13 protein-coding genes are annotated in these 17,006 nt (G+C 59.8%); 1 reads left to right on the top strand and 12 read right to left on the bottom strand.

Annotated features, from left to right (window positions below; translation table 11 throughout):
- Positions 1 to 209: 209 nt before the first annotated feature.
- The 4 genes from mdoH to pip form a co-directional block, all read right to left on the bottom strand.
- Positions 210 to 2,780: a glucans biosynthesis glucosyltransferase MdoH gene (gene mdoH, locus LOY43_RS01840; protein WP_258709118.1), complete on the bottom strand. Its 2,571-nt coding sequence runs from the start codon at positions 2,778 to 2,780 to the stop codon at positions 210 to 212.
- On the bottom strand, positions 2,773 to 4,557 hold the full coding sequence (locus LOY43_RS01835) for a glucan biosynthesis protein G (protein WP_176471276.1): 1,785 nt from the start codon (positions 4,555 to 4,557) through the stop codon (positions 2,773 to 2,775). Before LOY43_RS01835 ends, mdoH begins: the two co-directional genes overlap by 8 nt.
- 350 nt (positions 4,558 to 4,907) lie before the next feature.
- Positions 4,908 to 5,345: a D-aminoacyl-tRNA deacylase gene (gene dtd / locus LOY43_RS01830; protein WP_007909321.1), complete on the bottom strand. Its 438-nt coding sequence runs from the start codon at positions 5,343 to 5,345 to the stop codon at positions 4,908 to 4,910.
- Positions 5,342 to 6,313 (bottom strand): prolyl aminopeptidase, encoded by a 972-nt coding sequence (gene pip / locus LOY43_RS01825; protein WP_008080611.1) that lies wholly within the window; start codon positions 6,311 to 6,313, stop codon positions 5,342 to 5,344. Before pip ends, dtd begins: the two co-directional genes overlap by 4 nt.
- A 346-nt stretch (positions 6,314 to 6,659) precedes the next feature.
- Between pip and LOY43_RS01820 the strand changes: the two genes are divergently transcribed.
- Positions 6,660 to 7,178, top strand: a complete 519-nt coding sequence (locus LOY43_RS01820) for a hypothetical protein (protein WP_258709117.1) — start codon at positions 6,660 to 6,662, stop codon at positions 7,176 to 7,178.
- A 90-nt stretch (positions 7,179 to 7,268) separates the two neighbouring features.
- On the opposite strand, the gene hutG is transcribed toward LOY43_RS01820, so the two are convergent.
- The 8 genes from hutG to LOY43_RS01780 all read right to left on the bottom strand — a co-directional run bounded on the left by hutG (position 7,269) and on the right by LOY43_RS01780 (position 17,004).
- Positions 7,269 to 8,066, bottom strand: a complete 798-nt coding sequence (gene hutG / locus LOY43_RS01815; protein ID WP_095047188.1) for an N-formylglutamate deformylase — start codon at positions 8,064 to 8,066, stop codon at positions 7,269 to 7,271.
- 10 nt (positions 8,067 to 8,076) lie between these two features.
- Entirely contained in the window at positions 8,077 to 9,282 is a 1,206-nt protein-coding gene (hutI, locus tag LOY43_RS01810; RefSeq protein ID WP_258709116.1) for an imidazolonepropionase, read from the bottom strand.
- A gap of 135 nt (positions 9,283 to 9,417) precedes the next feature.
- Positions 9,418 to 10,950, bottom strand: a complete 1,533-nt coding sequence (hutH, locus tag LOY43_RS01805) for a histidine ammonia-lyase (protein ID WP_095047186.1) — start codon at positions 10,948 to 10,950, stop codon at positions 9,418 to 9,420.
- A gap of 115 nt (positions 10,951 to 11,065) precedes the next feature.
- Complete coding sequence (hutH, locus tag LOY43_RS01800; RefSeq protein WP_095047185.1) at positions 11,066 to 12,589, bottom strand: histidine ammonia-lyase; 1,524 nt, start codon at positions 12,587 to 12,589, stop codon at positions 11,066 to 11,068.
- A gap of 142 nt (positions 12,590 to 12,731) precedes the next feature.
- On the bottom strand, positions 12,732 to 13,562 hold the full coding sequence (locus tag LOY43_RS01795; RefSeq protein WP_095047184.1) for a glycine betaine/L-proline ABC transporter ATP-binding protein: 831 nt from the start codon (positions 13,560 to 13,562) through the stop codon (positions 12,732 to 12,734).
- The gene (locus LOY43_RS01790; protein ID WP_007949591.1) at positions 13,559 to 14,410 is read right to left on the bottom strand and encodes a proline/glycine betaine ABC transporter permease; all 852 of its coding nucleotides are present in this window, start codon (positions 14,408 to 14,410) and stop codon (positions 13,559 to 13,561) included. The genes LOY43_RS01795 and LOY43_RS01790 overlap by 4 nt, the downstream gene beginning before the upstream one ends.
- Before the next feature lie 83 nt (positions 14,411 to 14,493).
- Positions 14,494 to 15,462, bottom strand: coding sequence for an ABC transporter substrate-binding protein (locus LOY43_RS01785; protein WP_095047183.1), 969 nt, complete (start codon positions 15,460 to 15,462; stop codon positions 14,494 to 14,496).
- 69 nt (positions 15,463 to 15,531) lie between these two features.
- Positions 15,532 to 17,004 carry a cytosine permease gene (locus LOY43_RS01780; RefSeq protein WP_095047182.1) on the bottom strand — a complete coding sequence of 491 codons (1,473 nt, stop codon included), beginning with the start codon at positions 17,002 to 17,004 and terminating at the stop codon, positions 15,532 to 15,534.
- Between the last annotated feature and the right edge of the window lie 2 nt (positions 17,005 to 17,006).

Here is a 17,006-nt window from a genome sequence, read left to right as displayed (position 1 = left end):
CCTCTCCCCCAAGGGGCGAGGGGGGGGAAGGGAGCCGATCTTCATGCTGTTCAAATCCGAGTTCGACTGGATATTTCAGGTCGGCGTAACTCGAGCATCCAACTCGGTCAGTCCCCTCTCCCTTTGGGAGAGGGGTAGGCGGGCGGCGTTCCGATGAGGGGCTTTTCAGCAGGCCAAAAAAAACCCCGCTGGCTAGCGGGGTTTCTTTATCAGGCCGGCTGAGCCTGCAAGCTCACCGGTCGCAGCGGCAGCAACGGCGCATGCGGATCGGCTTTCACCGACGCGCGCCATGCATCCAGCCACTCGGCGTGACCTTCAGCCCAAACCTGCTCGTGCAGACGCGCCAGCGCTACAGGGTCGCTGAGCAGTTGCAGACGATCATGGTTGTTCAGCCCGGCCGGGCCAACCTTGATCGCGTGGCGCACACGTTCCTGACGCAACCACTCGATCGGCTCGGCCTGACCGTGACGGGAGGTCGCCAGCGAGCACGCCAAAGCGTTCTGCTGTGGATCGACCACCGCGCGGACAAAGCCGTCGTTGAGGGCGTGGTAACGATTTTCGTGGGTGTACTGATCAGTGGCCAGCAGCGCCTGCGGTGGATTGTATTCCTCAGGGATGAGGAACAGGCTCTCGTCACGGGACTTCAGGCCCAGACCGACACGGCTGGAGATCACCGACACCGGGATCGACAGCATCAGCGAACCGACGATCGGCACCAGCCACCAGAGGAAGCTCGGGTTCAACCAGATCACCAGCAGCGCCCAGCAGAAGCCCAACAGGGTCTGCGGGCCGTGGCGTTTGACCGCTTCGCTCCAAGGCGTCGAGTCGTCATCACGCTGCGGCGAGTTCCAGGTCGCGGCCCAGCCAAGGAACGCGGCGAGGACGAAACGGGTGTGGAAAATCATCCGCACCGGCGCCAGCAGCATGGAGAACAACATCTCCAGCAGCATCGACAGGGTCACTTTGAACTTGCCGCCGAACTCTTTCGCGCCCTTGGCCCAGATCAGAATGATGCTCAACAGTTTCGGCAGGAACAGCAGCACGATGGTCGTCGAGAACAGCGCGATCGCCTTGTCCGGGTGCCATTGTGGCCACAGCGGATAGAGCTGACGCGGTTCGAGGAAGTACTGCGGCTCCATCAGCGTGTTCACCGCCAGCAGCGCGGTCGACAACACCAGGAAGAAGAACCACAACGGCGCCGACAGGTACGACATTACGCCCGTCAGGAACACCGCACGGTGCACCGGGTGCATGCCTTTAACCAGGAACAGGCGGAAATTCATCAGGTTGCCGTGGCACCAGCGACGGTCACGCTTAAGTTCGTCGAGCAGGTTCGGCGGCAGTTCTTCGTAGCTGCCCGGCAGGTCGTAGGCAATCCACACGCCCCAACCGGCACGGCGCATCAGCGCGGCTTCAACGAAGTCGTGAGACAGAATCGCACCGGAGAACGCACCTTTACCCGGCAACGGCGCCAGGGCGCAGTGGTCGATAAACGGCTTCATGCGGATGATCGCGTTGTGACCCCAGTAATGGGATTCACCCAACTGCCAGAAGTGCAGACCGGCGGTGAACAGCGGGCCGTAAACGCGGGTGGCGAACTGCTGCATACGCGCATACAGGGTGTCCATGCCCGACGCACGCGGCGCGGTCTGGATGATCCCTGCGTCCGGCGTGGCTTCCATCAAGCGCACCAGACTGGTCAGGCACTCGCCGCTCATTACCGAGTCGGCGTCGAGCACGACCATGTACTTATAGTCACCGCCCCAACGACGGCAGAAGTCGTCAAGGTTGCCGCTCTTGCGTTTCACACGACGGCGACGACGGCGATAGAAGATCTTGCCGAAGCCTTTGGCCTCGCGGCAGACGTCCAGCCAAGCCTGTTGCTCGGCCACGCAAATGTCGGTGTCGTTACTGTCACTGAGGACGAAGAAGTCGAAACGATCCACATCACCGGTGGCAGCGACCGACTCGAACGTTGCGCGCAGACCGGCGAATACGCGCGGTACGTCTTCGTTGCAGATCGGCATCACCAGCGCGGTACGCGCGTCTTTGGCAATCGGCTCGTTGCCGGCGCTTTTGCCGGAGATACGGTATTTATCGTGACCGGTGAGCAACTCGAGGAAGCCCATCAACGCCGTCCAGAAACCCGCCGATACCCAGCAGAACAGAATCCCGAACAGAATCAGGATGCTGGTTTGCAGCGCATACGGCAGCACTTGCGTGGCGGTTTGCAGCAGCGGTTGATGCAGGACTTCTTCGAGATCAACGAACGACCAGCCCTGGTACGGCATGATGCCTTTCATGTACCAGCCGGCGACGATGGTCTGGCCGAGCATCAGCAGCAACAGAATGTAGCGACGAATCGAACCAACGGTGCGCCAGCGCGCGGCCGGCAGGACGTTTTCGTCTTTCGGCGGCTGCGGCGGGTTGGTGCGACCGGTCATGCGGCGCCAGCCACGCACCAGAATATTGGTACGCCATGGCTCCGGCACGACTTTGGTCCGACGGATCGGCGGCGTTGCCTTCAGGCTGACGCGACCGCTGGCGTCGAGCACCAGCATCTCCGCGTCTTCAAGTTCTTCGGCGGTGCTCAGGGTCAGGCGCTTGCCCACCGAAGCCTGGGCGGCTTCGGCAGGGGCGTCGAACGTCGCGGACGACAGGCGTTCATGCAGCTCGCTGAACGACTGGCAGCCCGCGAGTTCCGCGCGCTGCTCGTCGGTCATCGGCAGATGCGCCAGATACTCGGACAGAGTCTCTGGCTGTACTTGAGAGTTACTCATCGGCAGGCAACTGATAGCTCCAGGTCTCGGTCAGGACTTCTTCAGTCGGTGCCGATTCCGGTGTGGCTGGGGCCGCGTCGGCAGCAACAGGCTGCTTGGCGTCTTTGTTGGCCTTGTCCTTGGCATCTGCAGCTGGCTTGGCGTCGGCCTGTTTGGCCTCGGCGGCTTTGGCTTCCTTGTCGATTTTCTCTTGTTGCTTGGCGGCAACCTTGTCGGCCTTGGCAACGGACGAGTTGGACGCCGGCACCGAAGACTTGGCCAGATCGGCCGTGACGATTGGCTGCACCAGAGCGGCACGCATCTCGGTCGACTTGCTCGCGTCCTTGATCTTCATGCGCAGCGTCAAGCGCCAGCCTTTGGTTTCCGGGTTGTAGCGCACGCTGTTTTCAACCAGTTCGGCGTTGTCGCCGACACTGACCTGACTACGCACGTCGGCATCCGGTGCCAAGGCCGCCAGCGATGGACCTTCGAAGTCGACCAAGTAGGCAACGCTGCCATCCGGCTGACGGATCAGGTTCGACTGTTTGACGTCACCGGTCGAACGCAGAGTCTGCGATACCCAGGCGCTGTCCGGCGCGTGAATCGCCGCTTCGTCCATAGTCCAGTGCATCCGGTAGGCGAAGTCCAGTGGCTGGCCCGGCTCGGGCATTTTTTCCGGGCTCCAGAACGCAACGATGTTGTCGTTGGTTTCGTCGGCGGTCGGAATTTCTACCAGATCAACGGTGCCTTTGCCCCACTCGCCCTTCGGCTCGATCCAGGCGCTTGGGCGCTTGTCGTAGCGGTCATCGAGGTCTTCGTAGTGGCTGAAGTCGCGACCACGCTGCAGCAGACCGAAGCCACGCAGGTTCTCGACGCTGAAGTTGCTTACGGCCAGGTGTTTCGGGTTGTTCAGTGGACGCCAGATCCACTCGCCGTTACCGGCATGGATCGACAGACCGCTGGAGTCGTGCAGTTCACGACGGTAGTTGAGGACTTTCGACGGCTGGTTGGCACCGAACAGGAACATGCTGGTCAGCGGTGCGATACCCAGTTTACCGACCTTGTCACGCAGGAACATCTGCGCCTTGACGTCGACAATGGTGTCGCTGCCCGGACGCAGGATCAGACGGTAGGCACCGGTAGCACGCGGCGAATCCAGCAGGGCGAAGATCACCAGGTGCTTGTCACCCGGCTTCGGCTGTTGAATCCAGAACTCGCGAAAACGTGGGAACTCTTCACCCGACGGCAGCGCGGTATCAATCGCCAGGCCACGGGCCGAGAGGCCGTAGGTGTGGCCCTTGCCGACAACGCGGAAGTAACTCGCGCCGAGCATGGTCATGATTTCGTCTTGCTTGTCGGCCTTGTTGATCGGGTACAGCACACGGAAACCGGCATAACCCAGTTGTTCGGTGGCTTTCGGATCGAATTTCAGGTCGCCGAAATCGAAGCGGGTCGGATCGTATTTGATCTCTTCGACGGTGTTCGCTGTGATTTCGTTGATTTTCACCGGTGTATCGAAGTGCATACCCTGGTGATAAAAGGACAGTTTGAACGGGGTCTTCTGATCAGCCCACTCAGCCTTTTCGGTGAGGAAGCGGATTTTCTGATAGTCCGCGAACTTCATGTCGCGGAATTCGTTCGGCAGGTTGCTGCGCGGGGCTTCGAACTTCTGCCCGGCCAGCTCTTTGGCCTTGGCCGATACATCGTCAAGATTGAACGCCCAAAGCTGACCGGCGCTGAGCAGGCACAGGAGCGCCGAACCCGCTACCAGGGCACTTCGCATGCGTTTGGCAGACATTTTTGCTGCATTACAGGGACTAACAATCACGAGCAACCCTCGCCGAAAACAGATCAAAAAACCAACGGCCAGATGAAGTGCCTGTGAGGCTTTCGGCAGTGAAAAGCCGACCTTCCAGAGCACCCTTGCCAAGTTGGCGAGCATTGTTCCGACTCCGCTGGGGCAAAATGATTCCCCAATCGGATCCAGACAAGTCTCTACCTAAGTCAAAAATGAATCAGCGAACGCTGATCCCAGTGCGCGCGATTATCTAGTAGCCCGCATGACAACGCATCAGGGGTAACAAAGTATTTATCGCGAAAACACCCTAAAAACAGTCGAAATTTCCTAAAAAGGTGTTTCAAGCGCTTTCAGGTCTGTAACAAAAAGGTAACCGGGCCATCGTTGACCAAATGCACCTGCATATCGGCGCCGAATCTACCTGATGCCACAGTGCCATGCACCTGTTTCGCACTGCTTAATAGATAGTCGAACAATTCCTCGCCCAAGGCCGGAGGCGCGGCCGTCGAAAAGCTCGGGCGCAACCCGCTTTTGGTGTCGGCCGCGAGGGTGAACTGCGAGACCAGCAGCAACCCGCCACCGACATCGGCGAGGGACAAGTTCATCTTGCCCTCCGCATCACTGAATACCCGATAGTTAAGCAGTTTATGCAGAAGTTTGTCGGCGCTGGTACGCGTGTCGTCGGGTTCGACCGCCACCAGCACCAGCAAACCGTGATCCACCGCGCCAACCACTTCGCCGGCGACTTCAACCCGCGCACCGCGTACGCGCTGTAACAGCCCCTTCATGCTTCTTCAGGCGGCAGGTCGAGCAGGCGCCGGGCCATGTTGCCCGCGGCGCGTACCAGTGCATCGGTGATGCCCGGTTCAGAGGCCGCGTGGCCGGCATCACGGATCACCTGCAGTTCGCTGTTCGGCCAGGCCTGATGCAATTCCCAGGCGTTGTCGAGCGGGCAAATCACGTCGTAACGACCGTGAATGATCACACCCGGCAAATGGGCGATCTTGCCCATGTCGCGGATCAGCTGGTTCGGCTCAAGGAAGGCATTGTTGGTGAAGTAATGGCACTCGATCCGCGCAATCGACAGTGCGCGCTGCGGTTCGGAGAAGCGATCGACCACCAACGGGTTCGGCCGCAGGGTTGCAGTACGACCTTCCCAGGTCGACCAGGCTTTGGCCGCGTGCATCTGGGCGATCTGGTCGTTGCCGGTCAGGCGCTTGTGGAATGCGCTGAGCAGGTCATCGCGCTCGTCCAGCGGAATTGGCGCGATGTAGTCCTGCCAGTAATCAGGGAACAGACGGCTGGCACCGGCCTGATAGAACCATTCGATTTCCTGCGGACGGCAGAGAAAGATCCCGCGCAGGATCAGACCGTGCACACGCTCCGGGTGGGTTTGTGCGTAAGCCAGCGCCAAGGTCGACCCCCACGAACCGCCAAACAGCACCCATTTATCGATGCCCAGGTGTTTGCGGATGCGCTCAAGGTCGGCGACCAGATCCCAGGTGGTGTTGTTTTCCAGGCTGGCGTGCGGCGTGGAGCGTCCGCAACCGCGCTGGTCGAAGGTGACAATGCGATACAGGTTCGGATCGAAATAGCGACGGCTCTGCGCGTCGCAACCGGCGCCGGGGCCGCCGTGGATGAACACAACCGGCAAACCCTCCGGTGAACCGCTTTCGTCGACGTACAGCGTATGGGTGTCATCGACAGCCAGATCGTGCCGGGCGTGAGGTTTGATCTGCGGAAACAAAGTCTGCATTGCGCGCTCCGTAAGGGGTCGAGGTCATCCCTGGGGGGACTTCTATTATTCTGCCGTTGGGCATCATAAACCCGATTTACGTCAATGAGCATGTCCTCGGCGCTTCGAAATACGATGAAAATCAATGGACACAATAATGTCCGCACAGGACGACCTGGTCTGCCAGCAATGCTTTCAAACTATAAGCTCTCTTAAACCAATCTTTTGCGTATAAAAACAACAGCGCCTATCACATTACCATCTCCGCAACAACTGTCAGGCTTATCAGTAGACACTTCATACTCAGCCAACTTTAATCATGTCGTTCAACAACTGTTTTAACTGACAGGATAAAAATGGATGCCCTATGAATACGCCAAACGACCAAGCCCTTGCCAAAGAGTTTTTTACCGCCACGCTAATTTATCCAAAGGAAGAGAAAGCATTCAAAGCCAGCAATGTAAGTATTACTGATGATACTACGGAGTCAGGTGTGAAGTGCTGGACAATCACGGCATCTGAGTACACCAAAGATGAAAAGGACGGCACCGTTGAAATCCACACTCTCTTACTCTATATAAAAAAGGCCAGCGCCGATCACTCGTTCAACGGCAAGACCGCTCTGGGTCCGGCATTGGCCTTCCCGGACTTCAAGGAAGACAGCGCAGGCTACTACATACTCAAAGACAGCCCGGACGATCAGGATGATGACTTTGATTCCATCCTCGACTCACCTGGAACTGAAGGTGAACTTACCTATTCCCAAACCCCCGATAGCAAGTTCTACATGGGGTCCTTTAGTTTTATTGTAAAAAACCCGAATAACACACAGCACACTATAAAAGGTGAATTCAATATCAGGAACGCCGCCGCACATGTTATTTAAAATACAAGGTCGGTATTTGCTGTAGTCCCGCCCCCTCATTCGGCAGTGGAATAATGATCGCGCTTTTGCGCGCGATCATTACACATTGGATCAACAGGTGCCTTTCCCCCAATTTAGCAGGCCTTGCAAAAGCTCCTTGAGCACCACCCGCGTCGGCTCGGCCAGATCGGCGCGATAGCGGAACGGCTCGAACTCTTCCATGTAGGTGCTCTGGCACAACTCCAGTTGCACGGCGTGGATGTTCTCGGCCGGGTTGCCGTAGTGACGGGTGATGTGGCCGCCCTTGAAGCGTCCGTTGAGCACGTGGCTGTATTGGTCGTGACGCGCGCAGATCGCTTCAAGTTGCGTGGCCAATTGCGGATCACAACTGGCGCCATTGAAGGTGCCGAGGTTGAAGTCCGGTAGTTTGCCGTCGAACAGGTGCGGGATGATCGAGCGGATCGAGTGCGCGTCGAACAGCAGCGCGTAGCCGAATTCGGCTTTCAATCGCGCCAGTTCTTCCTGAAGCGTGCGGTGGTAAGGCGTCCAGATCTGCTCCAGGTAGATTGCGCGTTCCTCTTTCGACGGCTCATGGCCTTCACGGAACAACGGGATGCCATCGAACAGCGTCGCAGGGTACAGACCGGTGGTGGCACCGGCGTACAGCGGTTTGTCGTCGGACGGACGATTCAGGTCAATCACAAAACGCGAATACTCGGCAGCCAAGGTGCTGGCGCCCAGTTCTTCAGCAAAGTCGTAAAGCTGGGGGATATGCCAGTCAGTGTCCGGCAGGCTTTTCGCGTCCGGGATGAGTCCGGCCTCCACCGCCGGGGTCAGGCGCACACCGGCATGCGGCATGCTGATCAGCAGCGGCACGCGACCTTGTTTGAAGTTCAGAACCTTATCCACAACCGCCCTCCTACAGATTTGATTCGACGCCGTGACGCACGACGCGTTTATCCAGATCACCACCGAGCCAATAGGCCAGATCCGCCGGGCGATCGATTTGCCAGGCAACAAAGTCCGCGACCTTGCCGACTTCCAGCGAACCGTGGGTGTCGGCCATGCCCAGCGCTTGTGCGGCGTGAATGGTCGCGCCGGCCAGGGCTTCTTCCGGGGTCATGCGGAAGCAAGTGCAGGCCATGTTCAGCATCAGGCGCAGCGACAGCGCCGGCGAGGTGCCGGGGTTGAGATCGCTGGCGATGGCGATTTTCACCTTGTGCTTGCGCAAGGCGTCCATCGGCGGCAACTGGGTTTCACGCAGGAAGTAGAACGCGCCCGGCAACAGCACCGCGACGGTGTCGGATTTGGCCATGGCAATGGCGTCAGCCTCGTCCATGAACTCCAGGTGATCGGCAGACAACGCCTTGTATCGCGCGGCGAGGCTTGAGCCGTGCAGCGATGACAGCTGTTCGGCATGCAGCTTCACTGGCAGGCCGAGTTTTTGCGCGGCGATGAACACACGCTCGACCTGTTCAGGGGAGAACGCCAGGTATTCGCAGAAGGCATCTACGGCATCGACCAGACCTTCGGCGGCCAACGCTGGCAGCATCTGAGTGCAGATCAGATCGATGTAATCGTCGGCGCGATCCTTGTACTCCGGTGGCAACGCGTGGGCGGCGAGGCAGGTGCTGCGCACGCTGATCGGCAACTCTTTGGCCAAGCGCCGGATGACCCGGAGGATCTTGCGTTCATTGGCCAGATCGAGGCCGTAGCCCGATTTCATTTCGACCGTGGTCACGCCGTCGCGCATCAGGCTTTTCAGGCGTTTGGCGGCGCTGGCGAACAACTCGTCTTCCGTCGCTTCACGCGTCGCGCGCACGGTGCTGGCGATGCCGCCGCCCGCCGCCGCGATTTCCGCGTAGCTGACGCCTTGCAGTCGCTTTTCAAATTCGCCACTGCGGTTACCACCGAACACCGTGTGGGTGTGGCAGTCGATCAGACCGGGGGTGACCCATGCGCCTTGCAAGTCGTTGACCGCCGGGTATTCGCCGGACGGCAATTGATTGCGCGGGCCGATCCACTCGATGTGCGCACCGGACGTCACGATGGCCGCATCCTCGATGATCGAGTAGACGCCTTGCGCCATGGTTGCGACGTGGCAGTGTTGCCAGAGGGTTTTCACTGTTGGCCTCCGTTGGGGTTGGTGATCGTTCCCACGCTCTGCGTGGGAATGCAGCCGTGACGCTCCGCGTCACTGGACGCGGAGCGTCCCTTGAGGCATTCCCACGCAGAGCGTGGGAACGATCAGTGTGTAGGGTTAAAGGCTAGGCAAAAGCTTTGCCGAAACCAGCTCAGTCAAACACCTCGAAGCCAACAGTTCAGTCGCCGCATTGATGTCCGGAGCAAAAAACCGGTCCTTCTCATAGAACGGCACTTCCTTACGCAAAATCGCCCGCGCCTGCTCCAGCTTCGCCGAGGTCTTCAGACCGTTACGCAGATCCAGACCCTGCACCGCCGCTAGCCATTCCACCGCGAGAATCCCGCGAGTGTTTTCAGCCATTTCCCACAGACGCTTGCCGGCCGCCGGGGCCATCGACACATGGTCTTCCTGGTTGGCCGAGGTCGGCAGGCTGTCGACCGAGTGCGGATGGGACAGCGCCTTGTTCTCGCTGGCCAATGCTGCCGCAGTCACCTGGGCAATCATGAAGCCGGAGTTCACCCCACCATTGGCGACGAGGAACGGCGGCAGTTGCGACATGTGCTTGTCCATCATCAGCGAGATGCGGCGTTCGCTCAGCGAGCCGATTTCGGCGATGGCCAGGGCCATGTTGTCAGCAGCCATGGCCACCGGTTCGGCGTGGAAGTTGCCGCCGGAAATCACATCGCCTTCAGCGGCGAAGACCAGCGGGTTATCCGATACGGCGTTGGCTTCGACGGCCAGCACTTCAGCAGCCTGACGAAACTGCGTCAGGCAAGCGCCCATGACTTGCGGCTGGCAACGCAGCGAATACGGATCCTGAACCTTTTCGCAGTTCTGGTGCGAGTCGGAGACTTCGCTGCGCTCACCGAGCAGATCGCGGTAAGCCGCGGCGGCGTCAATCTGACCTTTCTGGCCACGCGCCGCATGAATGCGTGCGTCGAACGGCGAACGCGAACCCAATACCGCTTCAACCGTCAGACCGCCCAGCGCCAGTGCGCCAGCGAACAAATCTTCACCTTCAAACAAGCCACGCAGCGCGAACGCGGTGGAAACCTGAGTACCGTTGAGCAGCGCCAGACCTTCTTTCGCCGCCAGCGTAAGCGGGGTCAGACCGGCCACTTTCAGCGCTTCGGTGGCTTCCATCCACTCGCCTTTGTAACGGGCCTTGCCCTCACCGAGCAGCACCAGCGACATATGTGCCAACGGCGCCAGATCGCCCGATGCACCCACCGAACCTTTCAACGGAATGTGCGGATAAACCTCGGCGTTGATCAGCGCGATCAGCGCATCGATCACCACTCGGCGAATACCGGAGAAACCACGGCTGAGGCTGTTGACCTTGAGCACCATGATCAGCCGTACCAGTTCGTCGCTGATCGGCTGACCGACACCCGCAGCGTGGGACAACACCAACGAGCGCTGGAGATTTTCCAGGTCTTCGCTGGCAATGCGGGTCGAGGCCAGCAGGCCGAAACCGGTGTTGATGCCGTAAGCGGTGCGGTTCTCGGCGAGGATCTGCTCGACGCAAGCGACGCTGGCTTCGATCTGCGCCGAGGCGCTGTTGTCGAGGCTCAGCTTGACCGGGTTCTGATAGACGTCACGCAGTTGGGCCAGGCTCAGTTGGCCGGGAATCAGGTTCAGCGCAGTCATTTTGTGCTCCTTTTGAGAGTTTGTTATTAACTCGCCAGACGCTCCGGAGATGTCCGTTGTCCGTCGCGTCTCGCCTTTTGGGGAGTCGCGCCTTGGCACGCTGGCGTGGGTATTGTCAGTGCAGATTCGGTAATACGTTGTGCAGCGTATTCGGGTTTTTCAGAACGCTCGCAGCGGCAGCGATATCCGGCGCCAGCCAGCGATCCTGGTCGTAGGCCGGAACCGTTTCGCGCAGCAGTCGCCACGCGCGGTCAGTGCCCACGCCAAAGCGCTGTTCCTTGAGGAATTCAAACGCCTGCGCCGCCAGCAGATATTCGATAGCGAGTATCTGTGTACAGTTTTCCAGGGCGCGGTGCAGCTTCAGCGCGGCGTTGGTGCCCATGCTCAAGTGGTCTTCCTGCAGGCCCGAGGTAATGTAGTTATCGAGCACCGCCGGTTGCGCCAATTGACGGTTTTCCGCACACAGTGACGCGGCGACGTATTGCACGATCATCATCCCGGAATTAACCCCAGGATTGGCCACCAGAAATGCCGGCAAACCGCTAACGTGCGGGTTCACCAGACGATCGAGGCGACGCTCGGCAATCGAGCCGATTTCGGCCATGGCAATCGCCAGCAGATCGGCGGCCATTGCCACCGACTGACCGTGCGGGTTGGCTTGCGACATCACCCGGAAATTGTCCGGTGTGCCGAGCAACAGCGGGTTGTCGGTGCAGCCGTTGAGTTCGGCTTCGACCTGTCTGATCGCATGTTCCAATTGATCGCGTGCAGCGCCGTGCACCTGCGGGATCGAACGGATACTCAGCGCATCTTGAGTACGGATGCCCTTGCTCGACGCAATTACTTCACTGCCATCGAGCAACGCACGCAGATTGATGCCGACCTGCTGCATGCCCGGGTGCGGTTTCAGCGCGATGATCTCAGCGTCGAACGCATCGATCTGGCCGCGCTGGGCTTCGAAACTCATTGCGCCGATGACGTCGGCCCATTGCACCAACCGCGTTGCGTCGGCAATCGCCAGACAGCTGAGGCCGGTCATGCACGGCGTGCCGTTGACCAGGCACAAACCGTCCTTCGCACCCAGTTGCACCGGCTTCAAGCCTTCTTCAGCCAATGCCTGTTGCGCCGAGGTGATCTGGCCGCGATAGCTGACATTACCGACGCCGAGCAACGCGATGCCGATGTGCGCCATGTGCGTCAGATAACCCACCGAACCTTGCGACGGCACTTGCGGAGTGATGCCGCGATTGAGCAGCGTCAGCAGGCCTTCGACGACCCGGCGATGGATGCCGGATTTGCCGTGGCTGTAGTTGTGAATCGCCGCGCAGATGATCGCGCGAGTCTGCTCATCGGGCAGCACCGGGCCGACGCCGCAGGCATGGCTAAGCAAGGTGTTGCGCGAGAGCTGGCTGAGTTGCTCGTCTTTGAGCGAGACGTTGGACAAACCGCCCAGACCGGTGTTGACGCCATAGGCGCGCTCGCCGCTGGCGACGATGCGCTGAACGATGCCTTGGGCGTTTTCGATGCGCGCCCAGGTGTCGCTGGACAGTTCCAGAGGCGCGCCGTGACGGGCGACGGCGACCACGTCCTGCCAACGCAGGGGGCTGCCGGTGATAACGATTTTTTCAGCCTGGGACATCTAAAAAACCTCTTGAACAAGATCGTTCCCACGCTCTGCGTGGGAATGCCGCCTGGGACGCTCCGCGTCCCGACTTCTGCTCTGTGCAGGGTGACGCGGAGCGTCACGGGATGCATTCCCACGCAGAGCGTGGGAACGAGCGTCAGACCACCGCCGCCCGCCGCTGCACAAACCGGTCAACGTACTCATCCGCCGGCGAATGCAGAATCTCGCGTGGCGTGCCGACCTGAATCAGCCGGCCATCCTTGAGAATCGCGATGCGGTTGCCGATACGCACCGCCTCATCGAGGTCATGGGTGATGAAGACGATGGTCTTGTGCAGGGTCTTTTGCAGCTCCAGCAACTGGTCCTGCATCTCCGCGCGAATAAGTGGATCCAGCGCACTGAACGCTTCGTCCATCAGGATGATGTCGGTGTCCGCCGCCAAGGCGCGGGCCAGGCCGACACGCTGACGCATGCCGCCGGAGAGCTGGTGCGGGTATTTGTTTTCGTAGCCTTTGAGGCCCACGGTGTTGATCCAGTGCAGCGCGCGTTCCGAGCACATCTGCTTGCTCTCGCCACGCACTTTCAGGCCGTAGGCGACGTTGTCGAGCACGCTCTTGTGCGGCAGCAGGCCGAAGCTCTGGAACACCATGCTGATCTTGTGCCGGCGAAATTCGCGCAGGGCGTCCATGTCGTATTGCAGGATGTCCACACCGTCGACGAGGATCGCGCCGCTGGTCGGGTCGATCAGGCGGTTGAAGTGACGCACCAGCGTCGACTTGCCCGAGCCGGACAGGCCCATGATCACGAAGATCTCGCCGGTGCCGATGCTCAGCGACAGGTCGTTAACGCCGACTACGCAACCGGTTTCGTTCAGCACCTGATCCTTGGTCTTGCCCTGGCCGACCATGGCCAGCGCTTCTTTGGCGCGGTTGCCGAAAATCTTGAAGACGTTTTTGACTTCGATCTTGCTCACGGTTGCGTTGCTCATTTGCTCACCTCATGCCGTGGCCGACCGTACGCCTGAGTAATGCGGTCGATGACCACTGCGAGAATCACGATCGCCAGACCGGCTTCGAGGCCGCGTCCAACGTTGAGAGTCTGAATCCCCACCAGCACATCTTCACCCAGACCTCGGGCACCGATCATCGAAGCGATCACTACCATCGACAGGGCCATCATGGTGGTCTGGTTGATCCCGGCCATGATGCTTGGCAGGGCCAGCGGCAATTGCACGCCGAACAGTTGCTGCCAGCGGTTGGCGCCGAACGCGTTGATCGCTTCCATCACTTCGCCGTCGACCTGGCGAATACCCAGATCAGTCAGGCGAATCAGCGGCGGCGCGGCGTAGATCACCGTGGCGAAAATCGCCGGGACCTTGCCCAGACCGAACAGCATCAGCACCGGGATCAGATACACGAAGCTGGGCATGGTCTGCATGATGTCGAGCAGCGGCATCAGCACCGAACGCAGGCGATTGCTGCGCGCCGAGAGAATCCCCAGCGGGATGCCGATCAGCACCGAAATGATCGTCGCGACCATCATCAGCGCCAGCGTCTGCATGAGCTTGTCCCACAGGCCAACGGCGCCGACGAGGAACAGCAGACCGACGATGACCGCCGTGGTCACCACTTTGCGCGTGGCGTGCCAGGCGACGACACCGACGATCGCCAGCATCAACCACCACGGCGCCGCACGCAGCAGGCCTTCGAGGTTGACGATGGCCCAGAGCAGGGTGTCGGAGATGTGGCGGAACACATCACCGTAGTTGGTGACCAGTGAATCGACCCAACCGTTGACCCAGTCGGCGATGGAAAAGGTAAAGCTTTCGGGAAACATAAGCGGCTCTCAATCAGAAATCTCAATCAAGCGATTACGGCATATCTCCCGGCCAGCCTCACGGTTGACCGGGAGGTATCGACCTACAGCGCCGCGTCGATTTTCTTGGCTGCGTCTGCACTGACCCACGCATGCCAGACCTCAGGATGTTCCTTGAGGAAGATTTTCGCCAGTTTTGGCGACTCGATACGTTCCTTGGCCATGCGGCCCAGGTTCTGGTTCAGAAGGTCGATCGGCAGGTTGACCTTTTCCAGCACGGCGACCAGTTCCGGGGCTTCGTCGTGGAAGGTTTTCGACAGGCCGACCTTGATGCTTACGGTCTTGTCGACGCCCGGTTTTTCTTCCAGTTTCACCGCGTCGATCTGGCCCATCAGCGGGGTTGGCGACCAGTAGTAGAACAGGATCGGCTCGCCGCGCTTGTAGCTCGACAGCACCGCCGCATCCAGCGCCGGGCCTGTGCCCGGGCGGAAGTTGGTGTAGCTGCTTTCGAGGCCATAGCTTTTCAACATTTCGCTGTTATCGAGTTCGCAGGTCCAACCCGCCGGGCAGTTGTAGAAGCGACCCTTGGACGGCTCTTCGGCGTCCTTGAACACGGCGGCGTATTTGCCCAGATCGGCAATGTTTTTCAGGTCCGGGGCTTTCGGCTCAAGCTTGCGCTTGGCGTCGCCTTCAATCACGTAGCGCGGCACGTACCAGCCTTCGACAGCGCCGACAATCGGTGCACCGACACCGACGACCTTGCCGGCCTTCTCGGCCTTGTTCCAGACTTCGCTGCGGCCGACCCACTCTTCGGCGAACACTTGAATATCGTTGCTGCTCAGGGCGTTCTCCATGGTGATGGAGTTGCCCGGGAGGCTGTCGGTCTTGCAGTCGTAACCTTTCTCCAGCACCACTTGCAGCACGTCGGTCAGCAGCATGCCGCTTTCCCAGTTCAGGCCGGCGAATTTCACCGGTTTACCCGATTCGCACCAGCCAGCGGCTTGGGTCGCACCGGCACTGGCCAGCAGGCCCATGGACAGCAGTGTGGTGAGCAGGGTCTTGTTCGATTTCATTGTTTCGACGCTCCTAATCATGAATTGGCTTACGGCAGTCAAGAGGCATCCAGCCCTGTCCACGTCCAATCAGGCCTGCGCCGCAGCGCGACCGGCCCCACTTTTTTCAGGTGGTACAACGCTGTTCTGCTCGACCGGCAGAATCAGTTGATCAGGTACCGCGCTGTGCCATTTTTTTGCGCACACGTAGTAGACGGCAGCCGGCAGCACCAGACCGATGATCCAGGAAATGTCCACATCACCGAGGGCCGCCACCAGCGGGCCGGTGTAGAACTTGGTGGAGATGAACGGCAACTGCACCAGCACACCGAACACATAGACGCTGATGCCGAGCAGGTTCCAGCGGCCATAGCGACCGTTCGGATTGGCCAGCGCCGGCACGTCATAGCGCTCGCGGGTGATGCAGTAGTAATCCACCAGGTTGATCGCGCTCCACGGGGTGAAAAACGCGAGCAGGAACAGGATGAAAGACTTGAACGCACCGAGGAACGAGTGCTGACCAAGCAGTGCAATCAGGGTCGCTGCACCGACAATCACCAGCACAAACACCAGACGCTGCATGCGCGTAACGGTCAGGTGACCTTTGAAACCACTGATGATGGTCGCGATGCACATGAAGCTGCCGTAGGAGTTCAGCGTCGAGATGGTCACCTTGCCGAACGCGATGCTGAAGTACAGCAGCGCAGCGGTGGCACCGGTGCCGCCCAGACCGACGATGTAAGCCACCTCATGACCGGCGAACTGGCCGTTGGCCGAAGCCGCAGCGAACACACCGAGGATCATCGCCACTTGCGCACCAACCACTGAACCGGCACCGGCGGCGAAGAAGGTTTTCACCGCCGAGGTGTTGCTCGGCAAGTAACGGGAATAGTCAGCCACGTAGGGGCCGAAAGCGATCTGCCAGGAGGCCGCGAGCGACACCGCGAGCAGGAAGCTGCTCCAGCTGAAATGACGGATTTGCAGGAGTGCGCCGACGTCGGTTTGGCTCATCAAACGCCAGAACAGGAAGACGAAAGCGATCACGCCAATCACGCTGGCAACACGGCCGATCCAGTGGATCACCCGATAACCGAGCACCGTCACCAGCACGATGACGCTGGCAAAAATCAGGATGCCGACGCTGTCACTGACGTTAAACAACTGACCCAACGCTTGACCGGAAAGCACGGTACCCGTCGCGGTGAAACCCAGGTACATCAGGCACACCAGCACGATCGGGATTGCCGCGCCGTAAACGCCAAACTGCACGCGACTGGAGATCATCTGCGGCAGACCCAGTTTCGGCCCTTGCGCAGCGTGCAACGCCATCACCCCGCCGCCGAGCAGTTGGCCGATCAACAGACCGATCAACGACCAGAACACATCACCGCCCAGCACCACGGCCAGGGCCCCGGTGACAATCGCGGTGATTTGCAGATTCGCCCCCATCCACAGGGTGAACTGGCTAAACAGACGACCGTGTCTTTCCGCTTCCGGGATGTAGTCGATCGAACGCTTTTCGATCAACGGTTTGTTGCCTGCACGATCGGTGTTAACAGCCATGA

This window comes from Pseudomonas sp. B21-041, assembly GCF_024748675.1.
In the GTDB taxonomy this organism is placed as follows: domain Bacteria; phylum Pseudomonadota; class Gammaproteobacteria; order Pseudomonadales; family Pseudomonadaceae; genus Aquipseudomonas; species Aquipseudomonas neuropathica.
Note: the sequence above shows the minus strand (reverse complement) of the source record. Positions and strands in the feature narration are given on the sequence as shown.